Below are 22492 nucleotides of genomic sequence, written 5' to 3' on the forward strand. Positions count from 1 at the left end.
ATAAATAAACGGTTATTATCGATGCTTATTATAATACATGAAAATGATTAAATATGCAATATGTTTTTAAATAATTCTCTTTTTATGCTGAAATTTGTTTGTTTATTCAAAAATATGCATAAAAAAGGAACCCGCCTAAGCAAGGTTCCTAGTTGTTTATAAGAAAAAGTTAAGTACATAGAAGATAAGTGCAGCAATTGTTGCAGAAATAGGTAAAGTGATTACCCATGTAATAATCATCCGCTGCGCAGTATCCCATTTTACACCTTTAACACGGTGAGCTGTACCAACACCAAGAATAGAAGAACTAATTACGTGTGTTGTACTTACTGGTAAGTGGATAAATGTTGCGCCAAAAATAATGATAACAGAACTTAAGTCAGCTGCTACACCATTAACAGGCTTGATTTTCATAATTTTACCACCGACTGTTTTGATGATTTTCCAACCACCAATACTTGTACCAACTGCCATTGCAATCGCACAAGCTACTTGAACCCACAATTGAACATCGTCTGTTTTTTGAAAACCGCCGGCGATTAAAGCCATGGTGATAATACCCATTGATTTTTGTGCATCATTTGTACCATGTGTATAAGATTGTAAAGCAGCAGTTCCGACTTGAAGCATTCTAAATCTTCTATTCGTCGTCGCTAAATTCAAGTTCTTTAAGAAAATCTTAAAGAGAGAATAAATGGTATATCCGACAACGAAAGCAAGAACTGGAGAAACGAGTAAACCGATAATGATTTTTGAAAATCCGCCATATTCGAGAGCTGCAAAACCAGCAGAGGCAATAGCTGCTCCAGCGATAGAACCAATTAGTGCATGAGAGGAACTACTCGGAATTCCAAAGTACCAAGTGATTAAATTCCACGCAATAGCAGATAATAGTGCTGCCAAAATGACAAGCTCTCCGTGGTCCAAGCTAAAGGGATCAACAATATCTTTTGTAATAGTTTTAGCTACGCCAGTAAATGATACGGCACCAACAAAGTTCATAACTGCAGCAAGAATGATTGCATGTCTTGGCTTTAAGGCTTTTGTAGAAACACTAGTCGCGATTGCATTTGCTGTATCATGAAACCCATTAATTAGGTCAAATGCCAGAGCTGCAAGAACGATGACGAGGGTGATAAGAAACATTCCTTCCATCTATCTAGGCCCCTTACGCATTTTTCATGACAATTGATTCAAGTGTATTAGCCACACTTTGACAACTATCAGCAATGTCTTCTAATTTTTCATAAACTTCTTTTAAACGAATAAGTTTAATTGGATCTTTTTCGTTTTGGAAAAGTTGGATAAGTGATTCGCGGTAAACATCATCACATTGAGATTCATAATCTTTAATTTGAATAGCAAGTTTACGAACATCTTTTAATTTTTTATCAAAAACAAGGTCTACTGCTTTTTCGATCTCTACAGTGCTTGCTTGAATTGCTTGGATAAATTTAGTCATATATTCATCGTAATGGGTGATTTGGCAGATTTCTAGTGAAAAAGCTGTTTCATCGAGTGCATCCATTACGTCATCTAGGCGGTTGGTAAGTTCTAACATATCCTCACGCTCGATTGGTGTAATGAAAGCGTCGTTTAATTCCAAAATCATTTTGTGAACCATGGAGTCTCCAGCAGTCTCATATTCTTTGATTTTATTCGAGAAAGTATGTAAATCCTCTACCGAATTGATGTTATACGTTGCAAAGAAATTTGCACCTTCATGTAAATTTACTGCAATGTCATGTAACAACGAAGCAAAACGGTCTTTTTTATTTTTAAAAGCCATTTCCTTAATTCCCCCGATCATTTTTGGTCATTAATAATCAGCTCGCTTTTACTTAGAAAAGGGAGCTTTCTTCTTAACGATAAGTTAACAAAAAGAAATAAAAATATGATTGATTTTTACCACAAATTAATACTAACATAGGATGGGAATAAATAGGAAACTTTTTTTTAATAGCTAGTAAAATAATTGTCCTGATAGCGTTTCCAATGGCTGTTTTTAGGTATTTAAGAAAATGAATAAAAAAAGTTGGTTTTTTATGACTTTTTATTAGGAGAGTAAGGCTCATTTCGGTATACTGGTTTTAAAATATAAATTTGTAAAAATAGTGTATAATTCATTTAAGAGAAAAAGTTCACAAATGATTTTCGTGAGGAGGTTTTTGGTTTGACAAAAACATTACAAGATAGAATGATTCTACCTGGAAATGTATCAATTCCTTATATCGGACTTGGTGTGTTTCAAGTTACAGAGCAAGAATTTATCGCGGGTGCTGTAGAAAAGGCAATTGAAGTTGGTTATCGGTTATTTGATACAGCACAAGTTTATAATAATGAAACAATTGTAGGACAAGCTATTGTGGATAGTGCTATTTCGCGGGAAGAGTTATTTATTAGTTCGAAAGTTTGGAACGGTGACCTCGGCTATGATGAAACGCTATTTGCTTTTGAACGAACACTGAAAAATTTGAAGTTGGAGTATTTGGATTTATATTTAATTCATTGGCCGGTTGCGGGTAAGTACCGTGATTCTTGGCGAGCGATGGAACGATTGCATGATGAAAAATTAATTAAATCCATTGGGGTGGCTAACTTTAAGCAACATCATTTAAGTGATTTATTAGTTGCTGCAAATCATAAACCAGTCCTTAATCAGGTAGAAACACATCCGCTTTTACCACAAAATGACTTAAGAAAATATCTTGAAGAACAAAATATTGCGCATGCCGCTTGGTCCCCGCTTGCGAAAGGCATATTAATGCAAAACCCAGTAATTAATGCCATTGCGAAAAAACATGGGGCATTTGTTGACCAAGTTATTCTACAGTGGCATTTGAATCGGAATACAATTATTTTTCCAAAATCAATTACTTCTAGCCGAATTGAAGAAAACTCAAGATTGTCTTATTTCCGTTTAGATGAAAGTGATATGGAAAAAATCGATCGTTTAGCAACTGGCAAACGGGTTGGACCAGATCCAGATGACTTAGAGTACTTTTTAAGTAGCATTGAACGAGAACGGGCGTATTTAACTGATGGTAAAACAGAATGACAGAAATACAAGTTGTTTTTCGCACAAATCGTTCTACTGCGGATGCTCCCCAAATGGAAGCATATATGAAAAATCAATTCCCTTTTTTAGGGATTAGAGCAGACAAACGAAAAAAACTCCTAACTACTTTTTTAAAAGAACAAGGAGAGCCTAATGATTTGTTACGGCTTGTTATCGAATTATTTAATGAAGAAGAGCGTGAATTCCAATATATCGCGATTGATTTATTAAGTCGTTATGGAAAAAAGCAGTCAAGTGAAGCTATTCAAATATACGAGAAATTAGTTATAACGAAATCTTGGTGGGATACGGTGGATGGACTAGCTGGCACAGTAATAAGCACACATTTTAACCTTTACCCTGAACTTATTCCGCACTATAATGCACAATGGATTAATGGCGATAATATTTGGTTAGCGCGAACAGCGATATTATTTCAACTCAAATATAAAGAAAAGACGGATTCGGAACTATTATTTTCCAATTGCGAAAAATGGTTAGAATCCAAAGAATTCTTTATTCAAAAGGCTATTGGATGGGCACTTCGTCAGTACGCAAAAGTAAACCCAGAAGAAGTTCGGGAGTTTATCAATAGCCATACACTTGCGCCACTTAGTCGTAGGGAAGCAATAAAGCATATCGGGGAGGGGTAAAATGTTACATCATGTGGAATTCAATGTAACAGATATAGAAAAAAGTCGCCTATTTTGGTCAGAATTGCTAGAATTACTTTCTTATGAGTTATACCAGACTTGGAATGAAGGATTTAGTTATAAAAACGAAGATACTTATTTAGTTTTTGTGCAAACGGAGGAAGTTTTTTTGAAAGAAGGTTATCATCGCAAGCGAATTGGTCTTAATCACTTGGCTTTTCACGGAGGATCCAAGGAACGGATAGATTTTTTTCGAGATAAGTTAAAAGCAGAAGGGGTAAAGCTTCTTTATGAAGATCGTTACCCCTTTGCTGGCGGCGAAAATCACTACGCCGTCTTTTTTGAAGATCCAGACAAAATAAAAGTAGAAATTTGTATAGAAGTCACGACATAATGTTGTGGCTTTTTAATATGTCCAATCATCTCCAGCTGGTGCAGAAAAGTTCATTTCTTTGCCTTTAAACGGATGATTTAAATGTAATTTTTCAGCATGTAACATAATTCGATTAGCACGAGGGGAGCCACCATAAAGCGTATCGCCAATAATCGGATGACCAATACCACTTAAATGAACGCGAATTTGATGGGTACGTCCCGTTTCAATTTGGCATTCAACAAGGGAGGTATTTTTTTCTGTATCATTTTCTAAAACGGTGACATGAGTGACTGCGGGTTGACCATATGGACTGATTTGACGTCTAGAACCATGATGTCGATCCTCGCCAATAGGTTTATTAATAGTTTGCATCACAAGCCCCCAAGTACCATCAACTGCTGCAAGATACGTTCGGTGAATTGCTCTGTTTTCCATTTGCCAAGAAAGGCCAGCGATAGCTAGTTTGTTTTTAGCAAAAAGCACTAATCCAGAAGTTGTTTGATCCAAGCGATGAACGGCAAGTGCATTTGCTTCTTGGTTCGTTTTCTCTAAATAATATTGTACCGCATTTGCGCAAGTATCCGTTTCATAAGCATCATTGGGATGTGTTTTCATGCCCACTGGTTTATTAACTACTAGTAAAAAATCATCTTCATAAATAATCTCTAAATCATATGCAAAAGTAGCAATTTTCTCATGTAAAATAATTGGCAAAGATAAACTAGCGCCAACAAAAAGTGGTGTGTTCCAATCATCTAGTGGTTTATTGTTAAGTAAAACATCATGAGACATTCTAATTTCATGGCGTGCTTTTTTTCCTAAGTGGAATTTTTCTTGCAAAATATTGGTAAGTGTTAAGCCTTCCCAGTCTTCGATAATTGGTAACGTTATATGAGTCATATAAATTTCATCCATTCTATAGTTTATTGATAAGTTTTTCGGAAATGAGACGGTGATAAACCGGTGTGCCTTTTAAATGTTGTTGAAAAATGAGCGGGGTTTGGAAAGCCAGATAGTTTTCCAATTTTTTCAATTGATTGGATAGAGTGAGATAATAGTTTTTTTGCATAAGCAATCCGGATATTTTCTAAATAAGTAATTGGAGTAACTTGAGTGATTCGTTTAAATGTCCGGTGTAGGTGATAAGGGCTACCGTGACAATCCTCAGCAATTATTTGTAGTGTTAAAGGTTTTGCAAAGTTATCTTTAATATAAGCTTGGATATTTTCGACCCATTCTGTATCTGGAAGTGTTGCGCCGCCTGATTTACATCTTTTACAAGCCCGGTATCCCTGTGAAATAGCTTCTTCCGCATTTTTAAAAATAACGATATTTTCTTTTTTTGGTAAACGGGATTTACAAGATGGATAGCAAAATATTTTAGTGGAAGTTACTCCATAAAAAAATCTACCATCTGCAGTTTTATCATTGTTAGTAATCGCTAACCAACGTTTTTGGGTTAAGTAATAATCCGACACTGTTATCACCTCAACTTCTTATTAATCATAAACGTTCTTGGTGGAAATTGCGAGAGAAACTTTTCTAATCTTGCTTTTTTAACAATAACAAATAGGAAATCAACATTATTTGACGTATAATTAATGATAGAAAGAGGTGGAGATAATGGAGAAAAGATATTATGACTCGATGTTGTTTATGGATGTAGAATTATATCTTGTTGCCACAGATAAGGGGATTATTTATGTTGGTACTGATAAAAAATGGCTGGCTGACGCAGTATTTAATAGTAACAAATTGACCAAATATAAAGATGCGCTTGTTGCTTATGGAAACAAAGAATTGAAAGTTTTCGATTTTCCAATTGAACTAACAGGCAGTGAATTACAAATAGCAGTTTATAAAGCATTAAAAACGATACCATATGGAGAAACAAGAACCTATACAGAAATTGCTGAACAAATAAATCGTCCAAAAGCAGTCCGAGCTATTGGGACAGCGATTGGCAAAAATCCATTATTGCTCATTATCCCATGTCATCGCGTCATCGGTAAAAACGGAAAATTAACTGGTTATAGTGGTGGTTTATTAATGAAAGAAGCGTTATTAATGCTGGAAAAATAATTGAAAATCAATTTTCTTTTAAAAGAAGATTGATTTCTTTTTACATATAGTGTACTATTGTAGATAGTGCACTTAGTTCTTTATATGAAAGTAGGGTGAGAGATGTTTACAATTAATACTAAAAGTCAGCTACCAATATATGAACAAATTGTCCAAAATGTGAAAGAACAAGTTGTGAGTGGCGTGCTGCAAGAAGGAGAGAAAATTCCATCAATTCGTGAATTTGCTAGTAGGATTGGAGTGAACCCAAACACTGTAAGTAAAGCTTATCAAGAATTAGAACGTCAAGAAGTTATTGTCACACTGAAAGGAAAAGGAACGTTTATTGCAAATCAGAAAGAAAGAGTTAGTTCACCAAAAAAATTGGCAGAAACAAAACTAAAACTTAAAGAGAATATTCTAGATTTAGTTTATCTTGGTGTGGAGTTAGAACAAATACATCATTTAATTGAAGAATATAGTAAAGACATCATTGGAGGTGACAGTGTTGAAAGTTGATTCACTAAGTAAAAAAATGGATGGAAAAGTATTGTTTGATAAAATAACATTTGAAGTGAAACCTGGAGAGATTGTTGGAATAGTCGGGCGAAATGGTGTTGGAAAGACAACTTTATTTCGAACGATGATGGGATTTTACACACCAGATGAAGGGGATGTTTACATTGATGGTGCCTTGAGTAAAAATCCACAACAAAAACAAAATATATTTTTGCTGCAAGATAATTTAAGTTTTTGGGATGCATACAAAATCCCTACAATTAAAAAGTTTTATCAAAAAACATACCCGCTATTCGATGGAGTGAAATTCGATGATTTAATGACTAAAGTGGATTTAGAAATGGATGTCAAATTCCAAAGTTATTCGAAAGGAATGAAAGGATTATTTGGTTTAATATTAGCGCTCTCTGTAGGTGCGGATTATATTTTACTTGATGAACCGATGGAAGGTTTAGATATTATTGTTCAAAAAAAAATAACAGGAATTTTACTTGCAGAAGTGGCGGAGAGAAATCTCGCTGTGATTATTTCCTCTCATCGTTTAAGTGAACTAGAACCGATAGCTGATTATATACATATTTTAAAAGATAATCAGATTAAAGAAACATATCACCTAGAATCTTTACGTGAAAAAGCAGTGAAAATTCAAATTGCTTTTAATGACAAAAAACTTCCCGCTTTCATACTAACAAAAGGGAAAGTTATCAATCAATATGGAAGAGTATATACAATTTTGTTTCAAGATTTTAATTCAGAATTATATACAAAAATAAAAAAAGAAAAACCTATTTTTATGGATGAACTTGCAGTAACAGTAGAAGACTTATTTATTTATCATCTAGAAGAACAAGGAGGCGAAAAAAATGAGTAAAGGACTTCTTTGGAAAGAATGGCGTCAAAATGCTTGGATTTTTATTTTGATTTTAATAGCATGTGTTGGTTCTGAAATGATATCTGCTTCAAACATGATCGACGGATTTAATAATAATTATAACTATTATTATTCTGAGGAATTTCAAAAAGATAATGACAATGCGCTGGAAGAGGAGCAAATGACAGAGGCTGGTATTTTAGAAAGTATAAAACTTACCCCCTATGATTTTGAGGGTAGTTGGGTGCTTTATGTTTTGTTATTTTTATTTTTAGGGTTAAAAGTAACCGTATTTGAGAAAAATAAACAAATGGAATATTTTACATATGGGTTGCCATATTCAAAAAAACAAATATTTTGGCATAAAATGATTTTCCCTGCATTATTGATACTGGTTGCATTTCCAAGTATTATATTTTTGAAGAGCATTTACATTTACCAAAAGATACCTGCAATGTATTTACCAGATTTTTCGAAGATATGGATTTTTATTAGTGCTGTAGTAGTTTTATTATTATTTACTTATACCGTAGCAAGCGCGATTGGAAATTTAGTTGGTGAAATTGTAGTTGCTGGTGTGATCGGACTTGGAGCAATATTGAGCTTTTTTTACATGTTCCCAGTAGCTTTGACTAATTTAATTGTTGGATTTAAAGCTATTTTCAGAGGAGAAACAATCGCTCAATTGGGTAAAGATGGTGATTTATGGCTTTCCAGGTTTCCTTCATTCTTTGGAGAAATCGTGAATACTGAGGACTACATTTTACTAATTATAATGATTATTGCAATGCTTATCATTAGTTGGTTTGGTTTGAAAACGGCATCGCTAGAAAATAATGGGCGTTTTTTGATGAATAATAAGTTTCGTTTGCCAATACTAATTATTGGTACTATCTATGTAACCATCTGCTTGAGTGGTCGATTCCAGTATTATAATTATGAAGAAATGATTACATCTGGACAAATTGTAGCTCTTTTAATCAAAATGATTATTATTGCATTAGTGACTAGTATCTTTCTTTGGATAGTAATGTATAAATGGAAAACATTAAGAAAGAATTAGTTGTATATTAAAAGTCGAGAATGATTATTCATTCCCGACTTTTTTTATTAAATAGTATCGCGTCCAAATTTTCTTTTTCGAACAAAAACGATCATTAGTAATATCAATCCAAATAGTGCTATGCCTGAATTTAATAAAAATATCGCCGCAATATCAATTCGAGAAATAGCAGCTGCAATCAACGGAATACTAAATACGGCAATTCCTTCAGCGATAGTATAGAGGCTGGTAACAAAACCTTTTCCTCGAGCAGAAACTTCTGCAAGTAATGTTAGACCTAGTTGAATAATGCCGCCTGCTGAGAAGTAACCAAGTAAGAAAGCCCCAACGAGACAGATAATTTTATTTGGGAAGGCGAATAGTACAAAGGAGATTAGCATGGTCATAGTGACATATGTTATCAATATGTATAACGTCTTTACCCCATTATTTCCAAGAATAAAAGTAACGCAGACACATAAAATTGCGCCAACACTTGCGTAACTAACAAGTAACCTTGAAGCATTTTCTGTCATATGAATCACCTCAGAGCCGTATTTCGCAATCCATTGGCTCATAATATAAAGTAAAGTTTGTGCTACAAAACCAAATAGAATCAAGCAAATCTCATCAATACTAAAATGAATGTTTGACCGTTTTTCTTGGGCTACTTCTTTTTCCAAATCAAGCGGCTTGCCAACAGTCATTGGCGGGAAGTGTCGAGTCAATGTGTATAGTAAGTTAATTAGCAAAATAGCAATTAATACAATAAAACTCCAACCATACCACAAGTTATTTGCTAAAATAAAAGCAATCATAAATGGTAAAAGGAATTGTCCGGATTGAACGAATGCTTTTACTACAATATTTGCAGATGCTGCTTTTTTCGGATAGGCTTCCATAAGAGCTGGATAAGTACCAGTATCTAAAAACGAGTTAGCGATACCAGCAGAAATCCCAAATGCATAAGCAACTATCGTATTCGGACTTAGCAAAATCCCACCTAAAAAGACGATATAAAAGAATACCCCAAGAATGACAGATAATTTACGACCAAACTTATCTGATAGTTTACCAGAAACAAAAACGGCTAATAATTTCCCAATCCCAAACGAGGATACAACACCAGCAGCTCCAGCAATATCTGTATTCCATTTCTGAGATAAAAAATCAATATTTTGTGCAATGATAATTAATGCCATCCCATGAACGAAATAATTCATATAAAGTCCAAGTGATGTAGATAAATATTTATTTTTCATAATTTGCTCTCCTTTATGCAGGCGCTTTGGTGGTTATTAGATGCATCTTCTTTATAGATAAACAGCTTGCGCATAATTGTGTTTTTATTCACAATCCGAATATAAGTTCAACTGAGCAGCTAGCTACTCAGTTGGTTGGATAGCTTATTTGATTGCAAGATTAGCTTCTTTTTTATAACGCATATTAACAAAGATTGCAAGTAAGATACCAATAATTGTTATGACTACATTAAATAATAACACATATTTTGGTCCTTCGATACCACCTGTTTTAGTAATGTAACTGGCAATATTTAAAACAATATAATTAGCAAGGCTAGAAGAAATCATGACTATTGATGTGATTTTTCCTTTGTTGGTTGGGAAAAATTCGTTGGCAGTTGATACGGCTAGTTGTAAAACACCACCTGCTGCAGAATATCCAATGACAAATCCACCAATCAAACAAATTGCAGGTGTTTGAACAATATAAATAATTAGTAACATCAAAGTTGCAATAGCTGGGTAAATAATTAGAATACGAACTGGTAAAATAAATTTTTTCACAAGAACAGCTGTAATTAAAATCGCACATATGGTTCCGAGAGAATAGAATGATTGAATTTTACTTGGATCAGTCATCCCGTACAATTTTCCGAGTTCTTGGTTACAAGTTAGCCAAAGTTGGAAAGTTGCCGTACAAGTAAATCCGATACCAATAATGGCCCAACTCGTTGCAGTGAATTTCATTTTTTCAGTTTTAGCTTTTTCACCGCCGACATTATTGTTTAGTGGAGGAAATGGCATAAAGGCGATAATTAAACCATCAATTACAATTAAAACCATTGAAACAATGAAGAGTGTGCGGAATGACATGTTTGCGGCTGCTACAATCCCGATTGCAAAAGGTAGAACGAATTGTCCAATAGAAATGGAGAACTTCGTAAACATGTTAGCAATTGCACCATTTTTAGTGAAAATTTCTAAAACAGAAGGTGTTACTGCAGTATCCAAGAATGAGTTTGCCGCTCCTCCGATAAAAGCAAAGGCATAGGCGATATACATATTTGGTGCAAAAGCAAGTCCGATAAAGTAAACCGCATATAAAGCGACACCAATCAACGCAGAAGGTTTACGACCAAATTTATCTGAAAAAGGTCCAGATATAGGTAATGTAAGTAAGCGCCCCAATCCTAATGCAGCAATAACTGCGATAACTGCGCTAACATCAAAAGTACCATCAGAAAGCGTATCAGCGCCCCAAACACCGGCGAAATCTTGTTTGTATTGGCCAATAATAGAAACCCCAATACCATGAATAAAATAAGTAAAATAAAGTGCAATAGCTGTTGGATAAAATCTTTTTGCGTTCATTTTTTTCTCCTCTCGAAATCCTGATGAATTTTTTAAAACTAAAATAATTTTTTCTGAAACGAGGTATCTTACCTTACGTAGTGTCAAATATGCGTTTCAGGACATTATGTATGCAACGCTTGTTACTTAGTTTTGGAATTTTTTCAAAATCCATTCTATATCCCTTTTCGTCTAACTAGCTACCGGTGCAGTGAAGGTATTCTTGTAAGGTTTTATTCTCCTCCCTAGATTAAAATTAAAAAACTTTGATAATGTTTTCACAAGTGCGAGCAAAAAAATAAAACTATGCGTCTAAAGGAAATTTCAGATGTGATAATCCATCCAAGCATTGTATTCGTAAAAAACGATTGTAAAATTTATCACATATTTCATTAGGCATTAATTTTACTACCACACTTTACATATTAATTGTAGTATGACTGTTCCATAAAAACAAATTGGTATTTTTCTATTAATTAATAGAAAATATGCATAGATTCTATTTGGTGATGAGAAAAATTAAGCGATTAAGCATTTTTTATTATTTTATTCAGCAAGTCTAAATGGAGTAGGGCACTTGATTAACTGAATTTAATTGGGCCATTTCTTTGTGAAAATAGAAGTGGAAATCTCGTATTTATTTAAATAGATAGAATCAGAAAAAAATGGATGATATTCATTTTTTTCTTAAATAAAAAAAGCAATCTGTTTTAGCACCCTCTAAAGTGTCGTAATCAAAGGGCGCTAAAACTGCAGATAGCTTTTTATTAGTCGTTTTTCTTTGTAATTTCAATGTATTCAATATGGTGCGGTTCGCCTTGCTTGACTCGGAAAATGAATCCATCATAGTCAATTTCATCCCCAACTTCTACTTCATAATTTTGAGTGAGGAACCAACCGCCAATCGTATCCACTTCTTCTTCTTCAATATCGGTACCTAAAATATTGTTTACTTCATCAATTAATAATTTAGCATCAACAATATAATGACCATCCTTGATTTTGCGGATTTCAGGAATTTCATCAGCATCAAATTCATCGCGAATATCTCCAACGATTTCTTCCACAATATCTTCTACAGTTACAAGTCCAGAAGTACCACCATATTCATCAAGTAAAATTGCGATATGAGAGCGTTCCCGCTGCATCCGGAAAAGAAGTTCTTTAATCGGTATCGTTTCAATAACTCGTATGATTGGTTTCACATAGGGATCAATACTAAAACTTGGATTCGAACCGTGTTCTACATAGGCTGACAAAATTTCTTTTAAATTAAGTACCCCAATCACATGGTCTTTATCGCCATCAATTACTGGATAACGAGTATAACGTTCGTTTCGCATAATATCGGATAACTCACCAATAGTCGAACCAGTATCAACAGTAACAATTTCTGTACGTGGGATCATCACTTCTTTGGCCATTCGCTCATCAAAGTCGAAAATTTTATTTACATAGCGAAATTCCGATTGATTGATTTCGCCACTTTTATAACTTTCTCCAACAATGATTTTTAGTTCATCTTCTGTATGAGCAATTTCATGTTCAGAAGCTGGCTCTAAACCAAAAAGACGTGCAATAAATACTGCTGAACCATTTAAAATCCAAATAAATGGGAACATGACTTTGTAAAAAATATGCAACGGACGCGCTACAGCAAGTGCGACTGTTTCTGTTTTATCAATTGCCAGCGTTTTTGGTACAAGTTCTCCAACAACAACATGTAAAAACGTGATAAAAAGAAAAGCAATGGTGAAAGAAAGAATTGTAATTGCAGACTGAGGTAGATCCATCATGCTAAACAATGGATGTAACGCAGCTTCTACGGTAGATTCTCCTAACCAACCAAGCCCAAGGGAACTAATTGTAATCCCTAACTGGCAAGCAGATAAATACGCATTTAAATGGTTATAAATGTATCTAGCAAGTGCCGCTCGCTTATCTTTTTCCGCAATTAGTTGATCTAATCGGCTCGGTCGCATTTTTACAATCGCAAATTCTGTTGCCACAAAAAATGCAGATATAGCAATAAGTAAAGCTATAATTAAAAATTTAATGGTTAATATCAATAAATCGCCTTGACAGAAATTATTCTGCTAAGGCAAACACCTCCTAATTTAATATAAATAAGCTTATGATAAAACTATCTATAATAGAAGAAAAAACGTTTTGGAAGAGAACTCCTCCAAGGTTAGGATGTTATTTTCCATTCTAGTTAGATAATTTGACTGAATTAGTTTCTCTGCCCCATCGAATATTCCCTCCCAACAAATGATACTTAATCTAAATTATAGTGGACTTTCTGAATATTGACAACGAATATTATTCAAAAAATGGTTCGATATGGACTAAAGTAAATGCACCTTTATATTCATTTCGGATTTTTTGTTCGACTATTTCCGTAATCTCATGGCTCTTTATTACATTTAATTCCGGGTCAACAGCGATAGTAGCATCAATCCAGATACGATTTCCATTCATTCGTGCTTTAATATCAATCACTTTTTTAACATCAGGAACCGAAGCAATTAAATCATGAATCGTTTCTAGTTTTGAAACATCAAAACCATCTGTTAGTGTATGTGCCGCATCATAGAAAATTTTAATAGCGGTATAAATGATTAACACACCTACTAAAAATGCTGTAACTAAATCAAGCCAAGGTACACCAAAAACAGCACCAATAATACCAATAAACGCGCCAAAACTAACAAATGCATCTGAACGATTATCATAGGCCGCTGCTCGAACAGCCTGGCTATCAAGTTTTTTTGCCAAACGATGATTATATAGATAAATACCATACATAAACACACCGGAAAAAAGTGCAACAACTGCTGTCAACATCGAAGGAGAAGTAAAGTCTTTTTCAATTATATGAACAATGGAACTCCAAATTACTTGAACACCCACTAAAAACATAATAATAGAAGCGATTAAAGAACTGATGGTTTCTGTACGGCGATGGCCATAAGAATGGTCAGCGTCAGGAGGAATCCTTGATATTCTAAGGCCAATTAATAAGGCAACCGAAGCAATAATATCCGTTGTATTATTTAATCCATCTGCGAGTAATGCATCTGAGTTTCCGAAATGACCAGCTACTATTTTTAAAATGGAAAGAAATATATAAGCAAATATGCTCAAAAATGCAGCTTGCTCTGCTTTTTTTAAATCATTATATCCGTCCACTATGTAAACTCCTCTCTTTTTTTAATATAAAAATCCCGCCTACGAGTGGCGGGACAACGAAATTTAAGCCTCTATCAATACGTGCTCTAAATTTTTAACTGATAAGGCAATGTTATCACAAACTTCTTGATAACTCGCCCATTTTTGAGGTAACGCTAATTCCTGTTCTGGATCATCAATGTCCCAATATATAATTTTTTCTTGGATGTCCGTAGGGAAATTTGGAGCAATTTCATGTGCAGAATCATAAATTGTTACAATGAGATCAGCATCTGCCAGTAATTTTGAGCTAGGGGAATACGATAAGCTTTTAGGCGCTTCAATAGCAAACTCATTAAGCGCTTCGGCAATAAATGGTGTTGCTTTTGATTTAAGCCAAGAACCACTAATGAATTTAACATTGCTAACTGAAAGTCGTCTTGCCCAAGCCTCTGCTATGGCACTTCGAATATGCGTTTGTGATAAAAAATAAATTAGCTTTTGCGTCATATTCCAAATCCTTTCCGGCTTAATAATGATACCCATGTAAAACATGATGCCTTTACTTGTTGTACACAGCATAAAGGTGATTCTTATTACCAAAAAGATAAGTGATGGTAACAGTTATATGTACCCTTTTTAAACCACTAGAAACATGAAAATAAAGAAATTGTAAAAAAGAGGTTAATAAATATGTAGGAAATATGGATTATTACAAATTTATTACAAAAATCGGTCTAAAGTTGGTGGCATAAAATTGTGTTTTAACGTAAAATACGGGTATAACTGTGTTTTCAGTTATTGAATACCGTGTAGAAAGATAGGAGAGTTACATGGATAAATTTAAACAACAACTCATAAAATACCTTAAATTATTTTTTGGATTTATTGGTAAATGGATTGGTATTGGCTGGCGAAAATTTAGACGCTTTTGTAAAAATAAACATGTTGGAAAGATATTTTTACTTGCAGGACTGGTATTTTTATTAACTTTTATTATTTATCTCGTAGTTGTAGCTAAGTCTGCCGATATTGATGCCTTAAAGAAAGGGTTAGAATCGGCAACAATTATTTATGACAAAGACGGAGATAAAGCAGGAGAATTATCCTCGACGGATGCTACCTTTGTTTCCATCGATAAAATTTCAGATAATCTTCAAAATGCGGTCGTTTCAATTGAAGATAGAAGATTTTATGAACACAAAGGTTTTGATTTAAAAGGAATTGCTCGTGCTGGTGTTAATTTGATTACAAATGGCGGAATTTCTGGTGGCGGAAGTACTATCACACAACAGCTCGCCAAAAACGCTTTACTAACACAAGAACAAACTTTTACACGAAAAGCAAAAGAAATTTTCATGGCTAGAGAAATCGAAAAAACCTATTCTAAAGATGAAATTATGGAAATGTACTTAAATCGTTCCTATTTTGGAAATGGGGAGTGGGGTGTTGAGAATGCCTCCTTAAAATATTTTGGAAAATCTGCAGCGGACTTAAATGTACCTGAAGCAGCAACAATTGCGGGATTACTCCAAGCACCGAGCGCATATGATCCATACGAGCATATTGATAAGGCAACAAATCGGCGAAATATGGTATTAAACGCTATGGTTGAAACAGGGGACATCACAAAAGCAGAAGGTGATAAATATAAAGCAACTAAAATTGTATTAAATGACCAATCAAAAGATCCGCTAGCCAATAAATATCCATGGTATGTGGATGCAGTAATTAATGAAGCTGTAAATGAAGCAGATATAACGCAAGACGAAATAATGCAAAAAGGCTATAAAATTTATACTGAGTTAGACCAAAATTATCAAACATCTTTAGAAAACGTATATGAAAATGACTATTTATTCCCTTCTAATGCAAGTGACGGCACATTAGTTCAATCAGGTGCAGTTCTAATGGATCCGGCAACTGGTGGGATTCGAGCGTTAGTTGGTGGACGAGGAGAACATGTTTTCCGAGGATTTAACCGAGCGACACAAATGAAAGCCCAACCTGGTTCGACTATGAAACCGCTAGCTGTCTATACGCCAGCACTTCAATCAGGTTATGAAGTCGATTCAATGTTAAAAGACGAAAAAACAACCTATAAAGGCAATTACACACCGACCAATGTTGGTGGGGTTTATAGTGGAGAAGTACCAATGTATACAGCAGTTGCAAATTCTATAAATGCACCAGCCGTTTGGTTGCTCGATCAAATTGGTATAGATAAAGGTGTTAAATCAGTAGAAAAATTTGGCATTGAAGTTCCTGAAGAAGATCGTACACTCGGACTTGCTCTAGGTGGAATGAGTAAAGGCGCTTCACCAGTCCAAATGGCTACAGCCTATTCTACATTTGCTAATAATGGAGCAAAACCTGAATCACATATTATTACTAAGATAGTTGATCCATCAGGTAACACGGTTTATGAAAATGTTCCAAAAACAAAACAAATTATATCTGAGACAGTTTCAAATGATATGACGTCCATGTTACTAGATGTAATCAATACAGGAACAGGACAAAGTGCGGCTGTTTCAGGACACGAAATGGCAGGTAAAACTGGATCAACACAAGTTCCGTTCGATGATACAAGTGGTACAAAAGATCAATGGTTTGTTGGTTATACACCTAATTTAGTTGGAGCTGTTTGGATGGGATTTGATAAGACTGATAAAGACCACTATCTCACAACAACAAGTTCATCCGGCGTATCTAGCCTCGCACATTATGTGATGAATAGCGGGCTGAAATATCAAAAAGCAACAGATTTTGATACGAAAAGTGCCGCTCAAGAAACCGCAGCGAAAAAAGAAGCCGCAGAAAAAGAAGAGGAAGAGGGCGATTTCTGGGGAGGCGTCAAAGAAAAAGCAGATGAAGCTGGTAAAACGATTAAAAAAGGTGCAGATAAAGTAAAAGAATTCGGTGGTAAAGTATCAGATGGCATTGGAAACATGCTAGACTCAATCGGCAATTAATAAAAAGACACTTCATTGAAAATTTCAGTGAAGTGCTTTTTTATATTGCTATATTATTATAACTGTTATACAATATGTATAACAATAAAACGAGGTGAAATAATGGACAAAACACAAATAGCATTAATTATTCCAATAATTATTTTGTATCTAGCATTATTATTAACAGCTATTATTGATTTAGGAAAAAATTGGCAAATTCGAAAGAACCCACTTATTTGGTTATTTGTCATTCTCTTTATTAACATTTTAGGACCAGTAATTTATTTTGTTTTTGGTCGAAAAGAGGCTGGAAACTAATGGAAAAACTAGAAATTCAAGGATTGAAAAAGAAATACAATGGTAAGTTGGTTGTTAAAGAAATTAATTTAACGATTAATAATAAGGAATGTGTAGCGCTTATTGGACCAAATGGTGCTGGGAAATCAACCATTATTAATATGATTGTACAAACTTTACCCCCTGATGGAGGGCATATCACACTTGATGGAAAAGAAGCAAAATTGGTTCGTCAAAAAATTGGTTTTTTACCACAATATCCAGAATTTTATGGTTGGATGAATGCACAAGAATGTCTTCGCTTTATGGGAAGGTTATCCAATATGGAGAAACATGACTTAGAAACGCGTATTCAAGAAGTTTTACTACAAGTAGGATTAAGCGATAGTGCTAAAAAGAAAATTAGTACATATTCAGGAGGAATGCGGCAACGTTTAGGGATTGCACAGGCCATTTTACATCGACCAGAATTACTAATATTAGATGAACCAGTTTCTGCACTGGATCCAATTGGACGTCGTGAAATCATTTTATTGTTAGAGGAATTAAAAAAAGAAATCACCATTTTATTTTCAACACATATATTGAAAGATGCAGAGGAAATCTGTGACCGTATTGCGATTATAAAAAATGGGGAGTTAATAATTGATAAAACGGTAAATCAACTTATCCAAGAAGAAAGTTCCTCTATTTTTGATGTAGAATTTATTGGAGATGCAACTGCATGGCAACAAATACTTATACAAAATGATTTTATTGAAAAAATCGAAAAAATGGGGATGGTATATCAAGTACATTCGAACAACAGAAAAGCTTGTTCAGAAGCAATTTTAAAAGCGTTATTAGATATAAACGGTGAAATTATTCGAGTGGAAAATAGACATCAAAACTTAGAAGAAATCTTTATGGAGCAGGTGGGGAAATGATGCATTTTAGTGCACTCATAGGAAAAGAATGGCTAGAGCAACGTCGTAGTTTGAAAATTATTTGGTTACCAATTGTTTTTGCGCTTCTGGGGCTAACTCAACCAATGATGATGTATTTCTTACCAGATATACTAAAAGCTTTTGGGACGGGAAATGAGGCTGAACAAGTTATTAACTTAATGGGAAATCAATCTGCACAGGCAGTAATGGCTCAAACATTAGGTTCTCAGTTCGATCAACTTGGAATAATTATCATTGTCGTTGCGCTAATGGCTTGTATTCAAAGTGATAGAACAAAAGGAATGCTTGCTTTTATTATGACAAGACCAGTAAACACCATAGAATATGTTTTATCCAAGTGGGTAATGCAATGTCTCATGGGACTGGGTTCTTTACTAATAGGCTACATCTTAGCAGCATATTATACTTATTTTCTTTTTGGAGAATTATCTATAAATACATTAATAGAAAGTTTTTTTGTATACGCATTATGGTTTGTTTTTGTGATTAGTTTGGTAGTTTTTGCCAGTGCTGCTTTTGATAGTAGTGCAATTGTTGCAATGGTGAGCGTATTTATTGCGATATTACTAGGCGTTATTAGTGGATTTGGAGGCTGGATACAAATGTTTAATCCAGCATATTTAAGTAAAAATGCGACGGCGCTTATTATGTCAGGTCAATCAATGGATTATTATTTGCCAACCATTTTCATTACTATAGCATGGATTGTCCTTTTAGTAATATTAACTATTTTTATGGTGAAAATAAAACCACTTCAAAAAACAGAATAACAAATAATTTATAAGTACTTTGCGAAAATATCCTTCGTATAATAAAATAGAAAAAAAGGGGTGGCGAAGTGGAACGAATAGAACGAGATACACTGGGAGAAATTTCCGTAGATGCGACTAAATTTTGGGGGGCGCAAACCGAACGTAGCAGAAGAAATTTTGCGATTGGTGAAAATCAAATGCCAAAAGAAATTATCCGGGCTTTTGCAGAATTAAAAAAAGCTGCGGCTAAAGTAAATGCAATGGAAGGGAAACTATCACAAGAAAAAGCAGTTGCAATTGCTCAAGTATGCAATCAAATAATTCAAGGACATTTAGATGAGCATTTTCCATTAGTTGTATGGCAAACTGGAAGTGGAACGCAAAGCAATATGAATGTAAATGAAGTTATTGCGCATGTAGCGAATCAGCAGTTAACAGGAAGTGTGATTCATCCAAATGATGATGTAAATATGTCACAAAGTTCAAATGATACTTTTCCAACAGCCATGCATATCGCAGCGTATCAAGCATTAGTAACCAAACTTTTACCAGAGTTAAATGAAATGCATCAAGTATTAACGGCTAAAAAAGAAAAATATATGAATCTTGTTAAAATTGGTCGAACACATTTACAAGATGCGACTCCACTAACGCTTGGTCAAGAAATTAGTGGTTGGGAAGCTAGTATTACAAACAATAAAAATTATATCGAAACAAGTATGAAAGCAATTTTGCCACTCGCAATTGGTGGAACAGCTGTCGGAACAGGATTAAATGCATCACGAGATTTTGGTGATAAAGTGGCCCAAGAATTAATGAAACAAACCGGCTACAATTTTACTTCGGATGCTAATAAATACTTTGCATTAACAAGTCATAGCCCGATTAATTTCGTACATGGAGCAATTCGCAGTCTTGCTGCTGATTTAATGAAAATTGCAAATGATATTCGTTTCTTAGCAAGTGGACCTCGTAGCGGAATTGGCGAACTAACAATTCCAGCAAATGAACCAGGTAGTTCTATTATGCCGGGAAAAGTAAATCCGACGCAGTGTGAGGCGATTACAATGGTTGCAGCACAAGTTATGGGAAACGATACAACTATCAATGTTGCTGCAAGCCAAGGAAACTTTGAATTAAATGTGTATAAACCAGTTATCATTTTTAATTTTCTAGAATCTGTTCAATTACTTTCCGATAGCATGCGTTCATTCAGAATTCACTGCTTAGAAGGTCTTGAAGCAAATGAAGCAGTGATTGAAGCAAAAGTAAATGATTCTCTTATGTTAGTGACAGCCTTAAATCCTCATATTGGATATGAAAAAGCAGCACAGATTGCTAAATTAGCGTTTACCGATAATTCAACCTTAAAAATAGCAGCTATAAAAACTGGTTTTGTAACCGAAGAAGAATTTGATTTATGGGTTGACCCACTTAAAATGACGAATTTGTAATCTCATACTTTAGAATGAACTTCCCTAGAAACAATTGTTGTCTAGGGATTTTTCACGTATAATGAAAACACTTTTACTAGATAAATATGAGGAGATGCAAACCATGCCTGTGTTATTTACTATCATTCTAATGGCTATAATTGGCGGATTTATTGGAGCAATGACCAATTTTATTGCTATCAGAATGCTTTTTCGTCCATATAAAGCCATTTATCTTTTTAACAAACGGCTACCATTTACACCAGGGCTTATTCCTAAACGTCGCGATGAATTAGCAGAGCATATCGGAAGTGTAGTTGTTAGTCATTTACTCACAGAAGATGCTATTCGTAGTCGTTTATTAGACACGAAATTACAAAAAGAAGTGACTGAAACTTTTATTAAAATGTTTCAAGAAAAAATGACACTTGAAACTACCCCGAATGAGTTACTAGAAATTTTAGGCTACCAAAATGCAGAAGTTCGCTCCGTTGCATGGCTGGAAAATAATTTAGAAAACCAGCTAAATCAATTTTTTTATAAACACCAAGATACTCGCATTGATAATATAATTCCAACAATGCTGGAATCAGAACTTCAAGCCAAATTGCCACATGTGACAGAAAGAATAGTAATTAAAATGAGTGATTTTATTACAAGTGAAAATGGTAAAATTCAAATAAAACAAATGATCCAGAATTTTTTTGCAGAACATGGCAAAATGGGGAGTATGGCAAGAATGTTTATTAATACCGATACTTTTTCAGAAAAAATTCAACAAGAAGGACTAAGGTTGATTAGCCAAGAAGAGACTAAAAATATGCTTAACCAATTGCTAGTGACAGAGTGGCAAAACTTTAAATCAAAAGAATTACAAGAACTTGTGCCTGTAGAAAAGCAAGCTGATTTAGCAGAGCAGCTTACAACAGAAATAATTCAAGTGATTCCGTTTGGAAAATTATTTAACCAACCAGTCCAAAAATTCTTGCATAATTATGAAAGTATTATCAATGAAAAAGTCATTCCTTTTACAGTAGAACGATCACTTGATTTTGTGGCAAAACATAGCTCGGAAATGGTTGGAAGACTAAATTTAGCCCAGCTTGTAGAAAAACAAATTGCCACGTTCTCTTTACCTGAAATCGAAAAATTAGTTATCGAAATTTCTGGAAAAGAATTAAAAATGATTACTTATTTAGGCGGAATCCTAGGTGGCTTTATTGGGATTGTTCAAGGTATCCTCGCAATCTGGATTTAGTTCTTTTATACTGGAATAACGGGCGACTTTTTGTTATAGTGAAACAGAAGTGACAAATACAGATATTTGGAGGATTTATCAATGGCAGTTAATATTTATGATTTAGCACATGATTTAGACAAAGGAATTCGTGAAACACCTGAATTTTTAAGTTTACAAGAAGCATACCGTGATGTGAACGAAGATGCAGAAGCAAAAGCAAAATTCGAGCGTTTCCGTGATGTACAAGTAACAATCCAAGAAAAACAAATGACTGGTCAAGAAATTGACGATGAAACGGTTCAAGTAGCACAAGAAGTAGCACAAGAAGTTCAAGAAAATGCAACAATCGTGAAATTAATGGAAAAAGAACAAGCAATGAGCACGATTATTAATGACTTAAACCGCATTATTATGACGCCATTACAAGATTTATATAACGTAGCAAACGATTAATTTTGACAAAAAGAGTGGTTCTGGTATTTGTTATTAGCTTAACGATACCAGAACCACTTTTTTTGTTT

The 22492-nt window shown here is 34.3% G+C and carries 23 protein-coding genes; 14 read left to right on the plus strand and 9 right to left on the minus strand.

The features are described 5' to 3' along the window. Positions 1-156: 156 nt before the first annotated feature. Both HCJ45_RS06850 and HCJ45_RS06855 read right to left on the minus strand, forming a co-directional pair. Positions 157-1155, minus strand: a complete 999-nt coding sequence (locus HCJ45_RS06850) for an inorganic phosphate transporter (RefSeq protein ID WP_187124305.1) — start codon at positions 1153-1155, stop codon at positions 157-159. A 13-nt stretch (positions 1156-1168) separates the two neighbouring features. Further along, on the minus strand, positions 1169-1789 hold the full coding sequence (locus tag HCJ45_RS06855; protein WP_185346637.1) for a DUF47 domain-containing protein: 621 nt from the start codon (positions 1787-1789) through the stop codon (positions 1169-1171). A gap of 384 nt (positions 1790-2173) precedes the next feature. Here HCJ45_RS06855 and HCJ45_RS06860 point away from each other — a divergent pair, with 384 nt between their 5' ends. From HCJ45_RS06860 to HCJ45_RS06870, 3 genes are read left to right on the plus strand one after another with little or no spacing between them, the layout of a single operon-like run. Next, positions 2174-3058: an aldo/keto reductase gene (locus tag HCJ45_RS06860; RefSeq protein WP_187124306.1), complete on the plus strand. Its 885-nt coding sequence runs from the start codon at positions 2174-2176 to the stop codon at positions 3056-3058. Beyond that, on the plus strand, positions 3055-3711 hold the full coding sequence (locus HCJ45_RS06865) for a DNA alkylation repair protein (protein WP_185381090.1): 657 nt from the start codon (positions 3055-3057) through the stop codon (positions 3709-3711). Before HCJ45_RS06860 ends, HCJ45_RS06865 begins: the two co-directional genes overlap by 4 nt. Before the next feature lies 1 nt (position 3712). After that, on the plus strand, positions 3713-4105 hold the full coding sequence (locus HCJ45_RS06870) for a VOC family protein (protein ID WP_187124307.1): 393 nt from the start codon (positions 3713-3715) through the stop codon (positions 4103-4105). Between the two features lie 12 nt (positions 4106-4117). Here the strand turns inward: HCJ45_RS06870 and HCJ45_RS06875 are convergent, their stop codons facing one another. Together HCJ45_RS06875 and HCJ45_RS06880 are read right to left on the minus strand one after the other, a co-directional pair. After that, complete coding sequence (locus HCJ45_RS06875; RefSeq protein WP_187124308.1) at positions 4118-4987, minus strand: RluA family pseudouridine synthase; 870 nt, start codon at positions 4985-4987, stop codon at positions 4118-4120. Positions 4988-5010: 23 nt separating this feature from the next. Next, entirely contained in the window at positions 5011-5565 is a 555-nt protein-coding gene (locus HCJ45_RS06880) for an Ada metal-binding domain-containing protein (protein ID WP_187124309.1), read from the minus strand. A 145-nt stretch (positions 5566-5710) separates the two neighbouring features. Here HCJ45_RS06880 and HCJ45_RS06885 point away from each other — a divergent pair, with 145 nt between their 5' ends. The 4 genes from HCJ45_RS06885 (at position 5711) to HCJ45_RS06900 (ending at position 8601) form a co-directional block, all read left to right on the plus strand. Beyond that, complete coding sequence (locus HCJ45_RS06885) at positions 5711-6169, plus strand: methylated-DNA--[protein]-cysteine S-methyltransferase (protein ID WP_185346649.1); 459 nt, start codon at positions 5711-5713, stop codon at positions 6167-6169. 102 nt (positions 6170-6271) lie between these two features. Next, positions 6272-6667, plus strand: a complete 396-nt coding sequence (locus HCJ45_RS06890; protein WP_187124310.1) for a GntR family transcriptional regulator — start codon at positions 6272-6274, stop codon at positions 6665-6667. Beyond that, positions 6657-7538: an ATP-binding cassette domain-containing protein gene (locus HCJ45_RS06895; protein ID WP_187124311.1), complete on the plus strand. Its 882-nt coding sequence runs from the start codon at positions 6657-6659 to the stop codon at positions 7536-7538. The genes HCJ45_RS06890 and HCJ45_RS06895 overlap by 11 nt, the downstream gene beginning before the upstream one ends. After that, complete coding sequence (locus HCJ45_RS06900; RefSeq protein WP_187124312.1) at positions 7531-8601, plus strand: hypothetical protein; 1071 nt, start codon at positions 7531-7533, stop codon at positions 8599-8601. The genes HCJ45_RS06895 and HCJ45_RS06900 overlap by 8 nt, the downstream gene beginning before the upstream one ends. A 47-nt stretch (positions 8602-8648) precedes the next feature. Here the strand turns inward: HCJ45_RS06900 and HCJ45_RS06905 are convergent, their stop codons facing one another. From HCJ45_RS06905 to HCJ45_RS06925, 5 genes are all read right to left on the minus strand, one after another. Then, entirely contained in the window at positions 8649-9842 is a 1194-nt protein-coding gene (locus HCJ45_RS06905) for an MFS transporter (RefSeq protein ID WP_187124313.1), read from the minus strand. 144 nt (positions 9843-9986) lie between these two features. Then, positions 9987-11195 carry an MFS transporter gene (locus tag HCJ45_RS06910; RefSeq protein ID WP_187124314.1) on the minus strand — a complete coding sequence of 403 codons (1209 nt, stop codon included), beginning with the start codon at positions 11193-11195 and terminating at the stop codon, positions 9987-9989. Positions 11196-11941: 746 nt separating this feature from the next. Next, complete coding sequence (locus HCJ45_RS06915; RefSeq protein WP_185346655.1) at positions 11942-13243, minus strand: hemolysin family protein; 1302 nt, start codon at positions 13241-13243, stop codon at positions 11942-11944. Between the two features lie 253 nt (positions 13244-13496). Further along, on the minus strand, positions 13497-14366 hold the full coding sequence (locus HCJ45_RS06920) for a cation diffusion facilitator family transporter (RefSeq protein WP_185381085.1): 870 nt from the start codon (positions 14364-14366) through the stop codon (positions 13497-13499). A 63-nt stretch (positions 14367-14429) separates the two neighbouring features. Then, on the minus strand, positions 14430-14855 hold the full coding sequence (locus HCJ45_RS06925) for a low molecular weight phosphatase family protein (RefSeq protein WP_185346659.1): 426 nt from the start codon (positions 14853-14855) through the stop codon (positions 14430-14432). 323 nt (positions 14856-15178) lie between these two features. On the opposite strand from HCJ45_RS06925, the gene HCJ45_RS06930 reads away from it, so the two are divergent. From HCJ45_RS06930 to HCJ45_RS06960, 7 genes are all read left to right on the plus strand, one after another. Continuing rightward, a complete protein-coding gene (locus HCJ45_RS06930) occupies positions 15179-17320 on the plus strand; it encodes a PBP1A family penicillin-binding protein (RefSeq protein ID WP_185346661.1) in 2142 nt (713 codons plus the stop codon). A gap of 102 nt (positions 17321-17422) precedes the next feature. Continuing rightward, a complete protein-coding gene (locus HCJ45_RS06935; protein WP_185346663.1) occupies positions 17423-17620 on the plus strand; it encodes a PLDc N-terminal domain-containing protein in 198 nt (65 codons plus the stop codon). After that, entirely contained in the window at positions 17620-18525 is a 906-nt protein-coding gene (locus HCJ45_RS06940) for an ABC transporter ATP-binding protein (protein WP_187124315.1), read from the plus strand. Before HCJ45_RS06935 ends, HCJ45_RS06940 begins: the two co-directional genes overlap by 1 nt. Beyond that, positions 18522-19316 (plus strand): ABC transporter permease subunit, encoded by a 795-nt coding sequence (locus HCJ45_RS06945; protein WP_187124316.1) that lies wholly within the window; start codon positions 18522-18524, stop codon positions 19314-19316. Before HCJ45_RS06940 ends, HCJ45_RS06945 begins: the two co-directional genes overlap by 4 nt. A 68-nt stretch (positions 19317-19384) precedes the next feature. After that, complete coding sequence (gene fumC / locus HCJ45_RS06950) at positions 19385-20752, plus strand: class II fumarate hydratase (RefSeq protein WP_187124317.1); 1368 nt, start codon at positions 19385-19387, stop codon at positions 20750-20752. Between the two features lie 103 nt (positions 20753-20855). Continuing rightward, positions 20856-21989: a DUF445 domain-containing protein gene (locus HCJ45_RS06955; RefSeq protein ID WP_187124423.1), complete on the plus strand. Its 1134-nt coding sequence runs from the start codon at positions 20856-20858 to the stop codon at positions 21987-21989. A gap of 81 nt (positions 21990-22070) precedes the next feature. After that, entirely contained in the window at positions 22071-22424 is a 354-nt protein-coding gene (locus tag HCJ45_RS06960) for a YlbF/YmcA family competence regulator (protein ID WP_003749173.1), read from the plus strand. Positions 22425-22492: the final 68 nt, after the last annotated feature.

The sequence above is a fragment of the Listeria immobilis genome, assembly GCF_014322845.1.
Classification (GTDB): domain Bacteria; phylum Bacillota; class Bacilli; order Lactobacillales; family Listeriaceae; genus Listeria; species Listeria immobilis.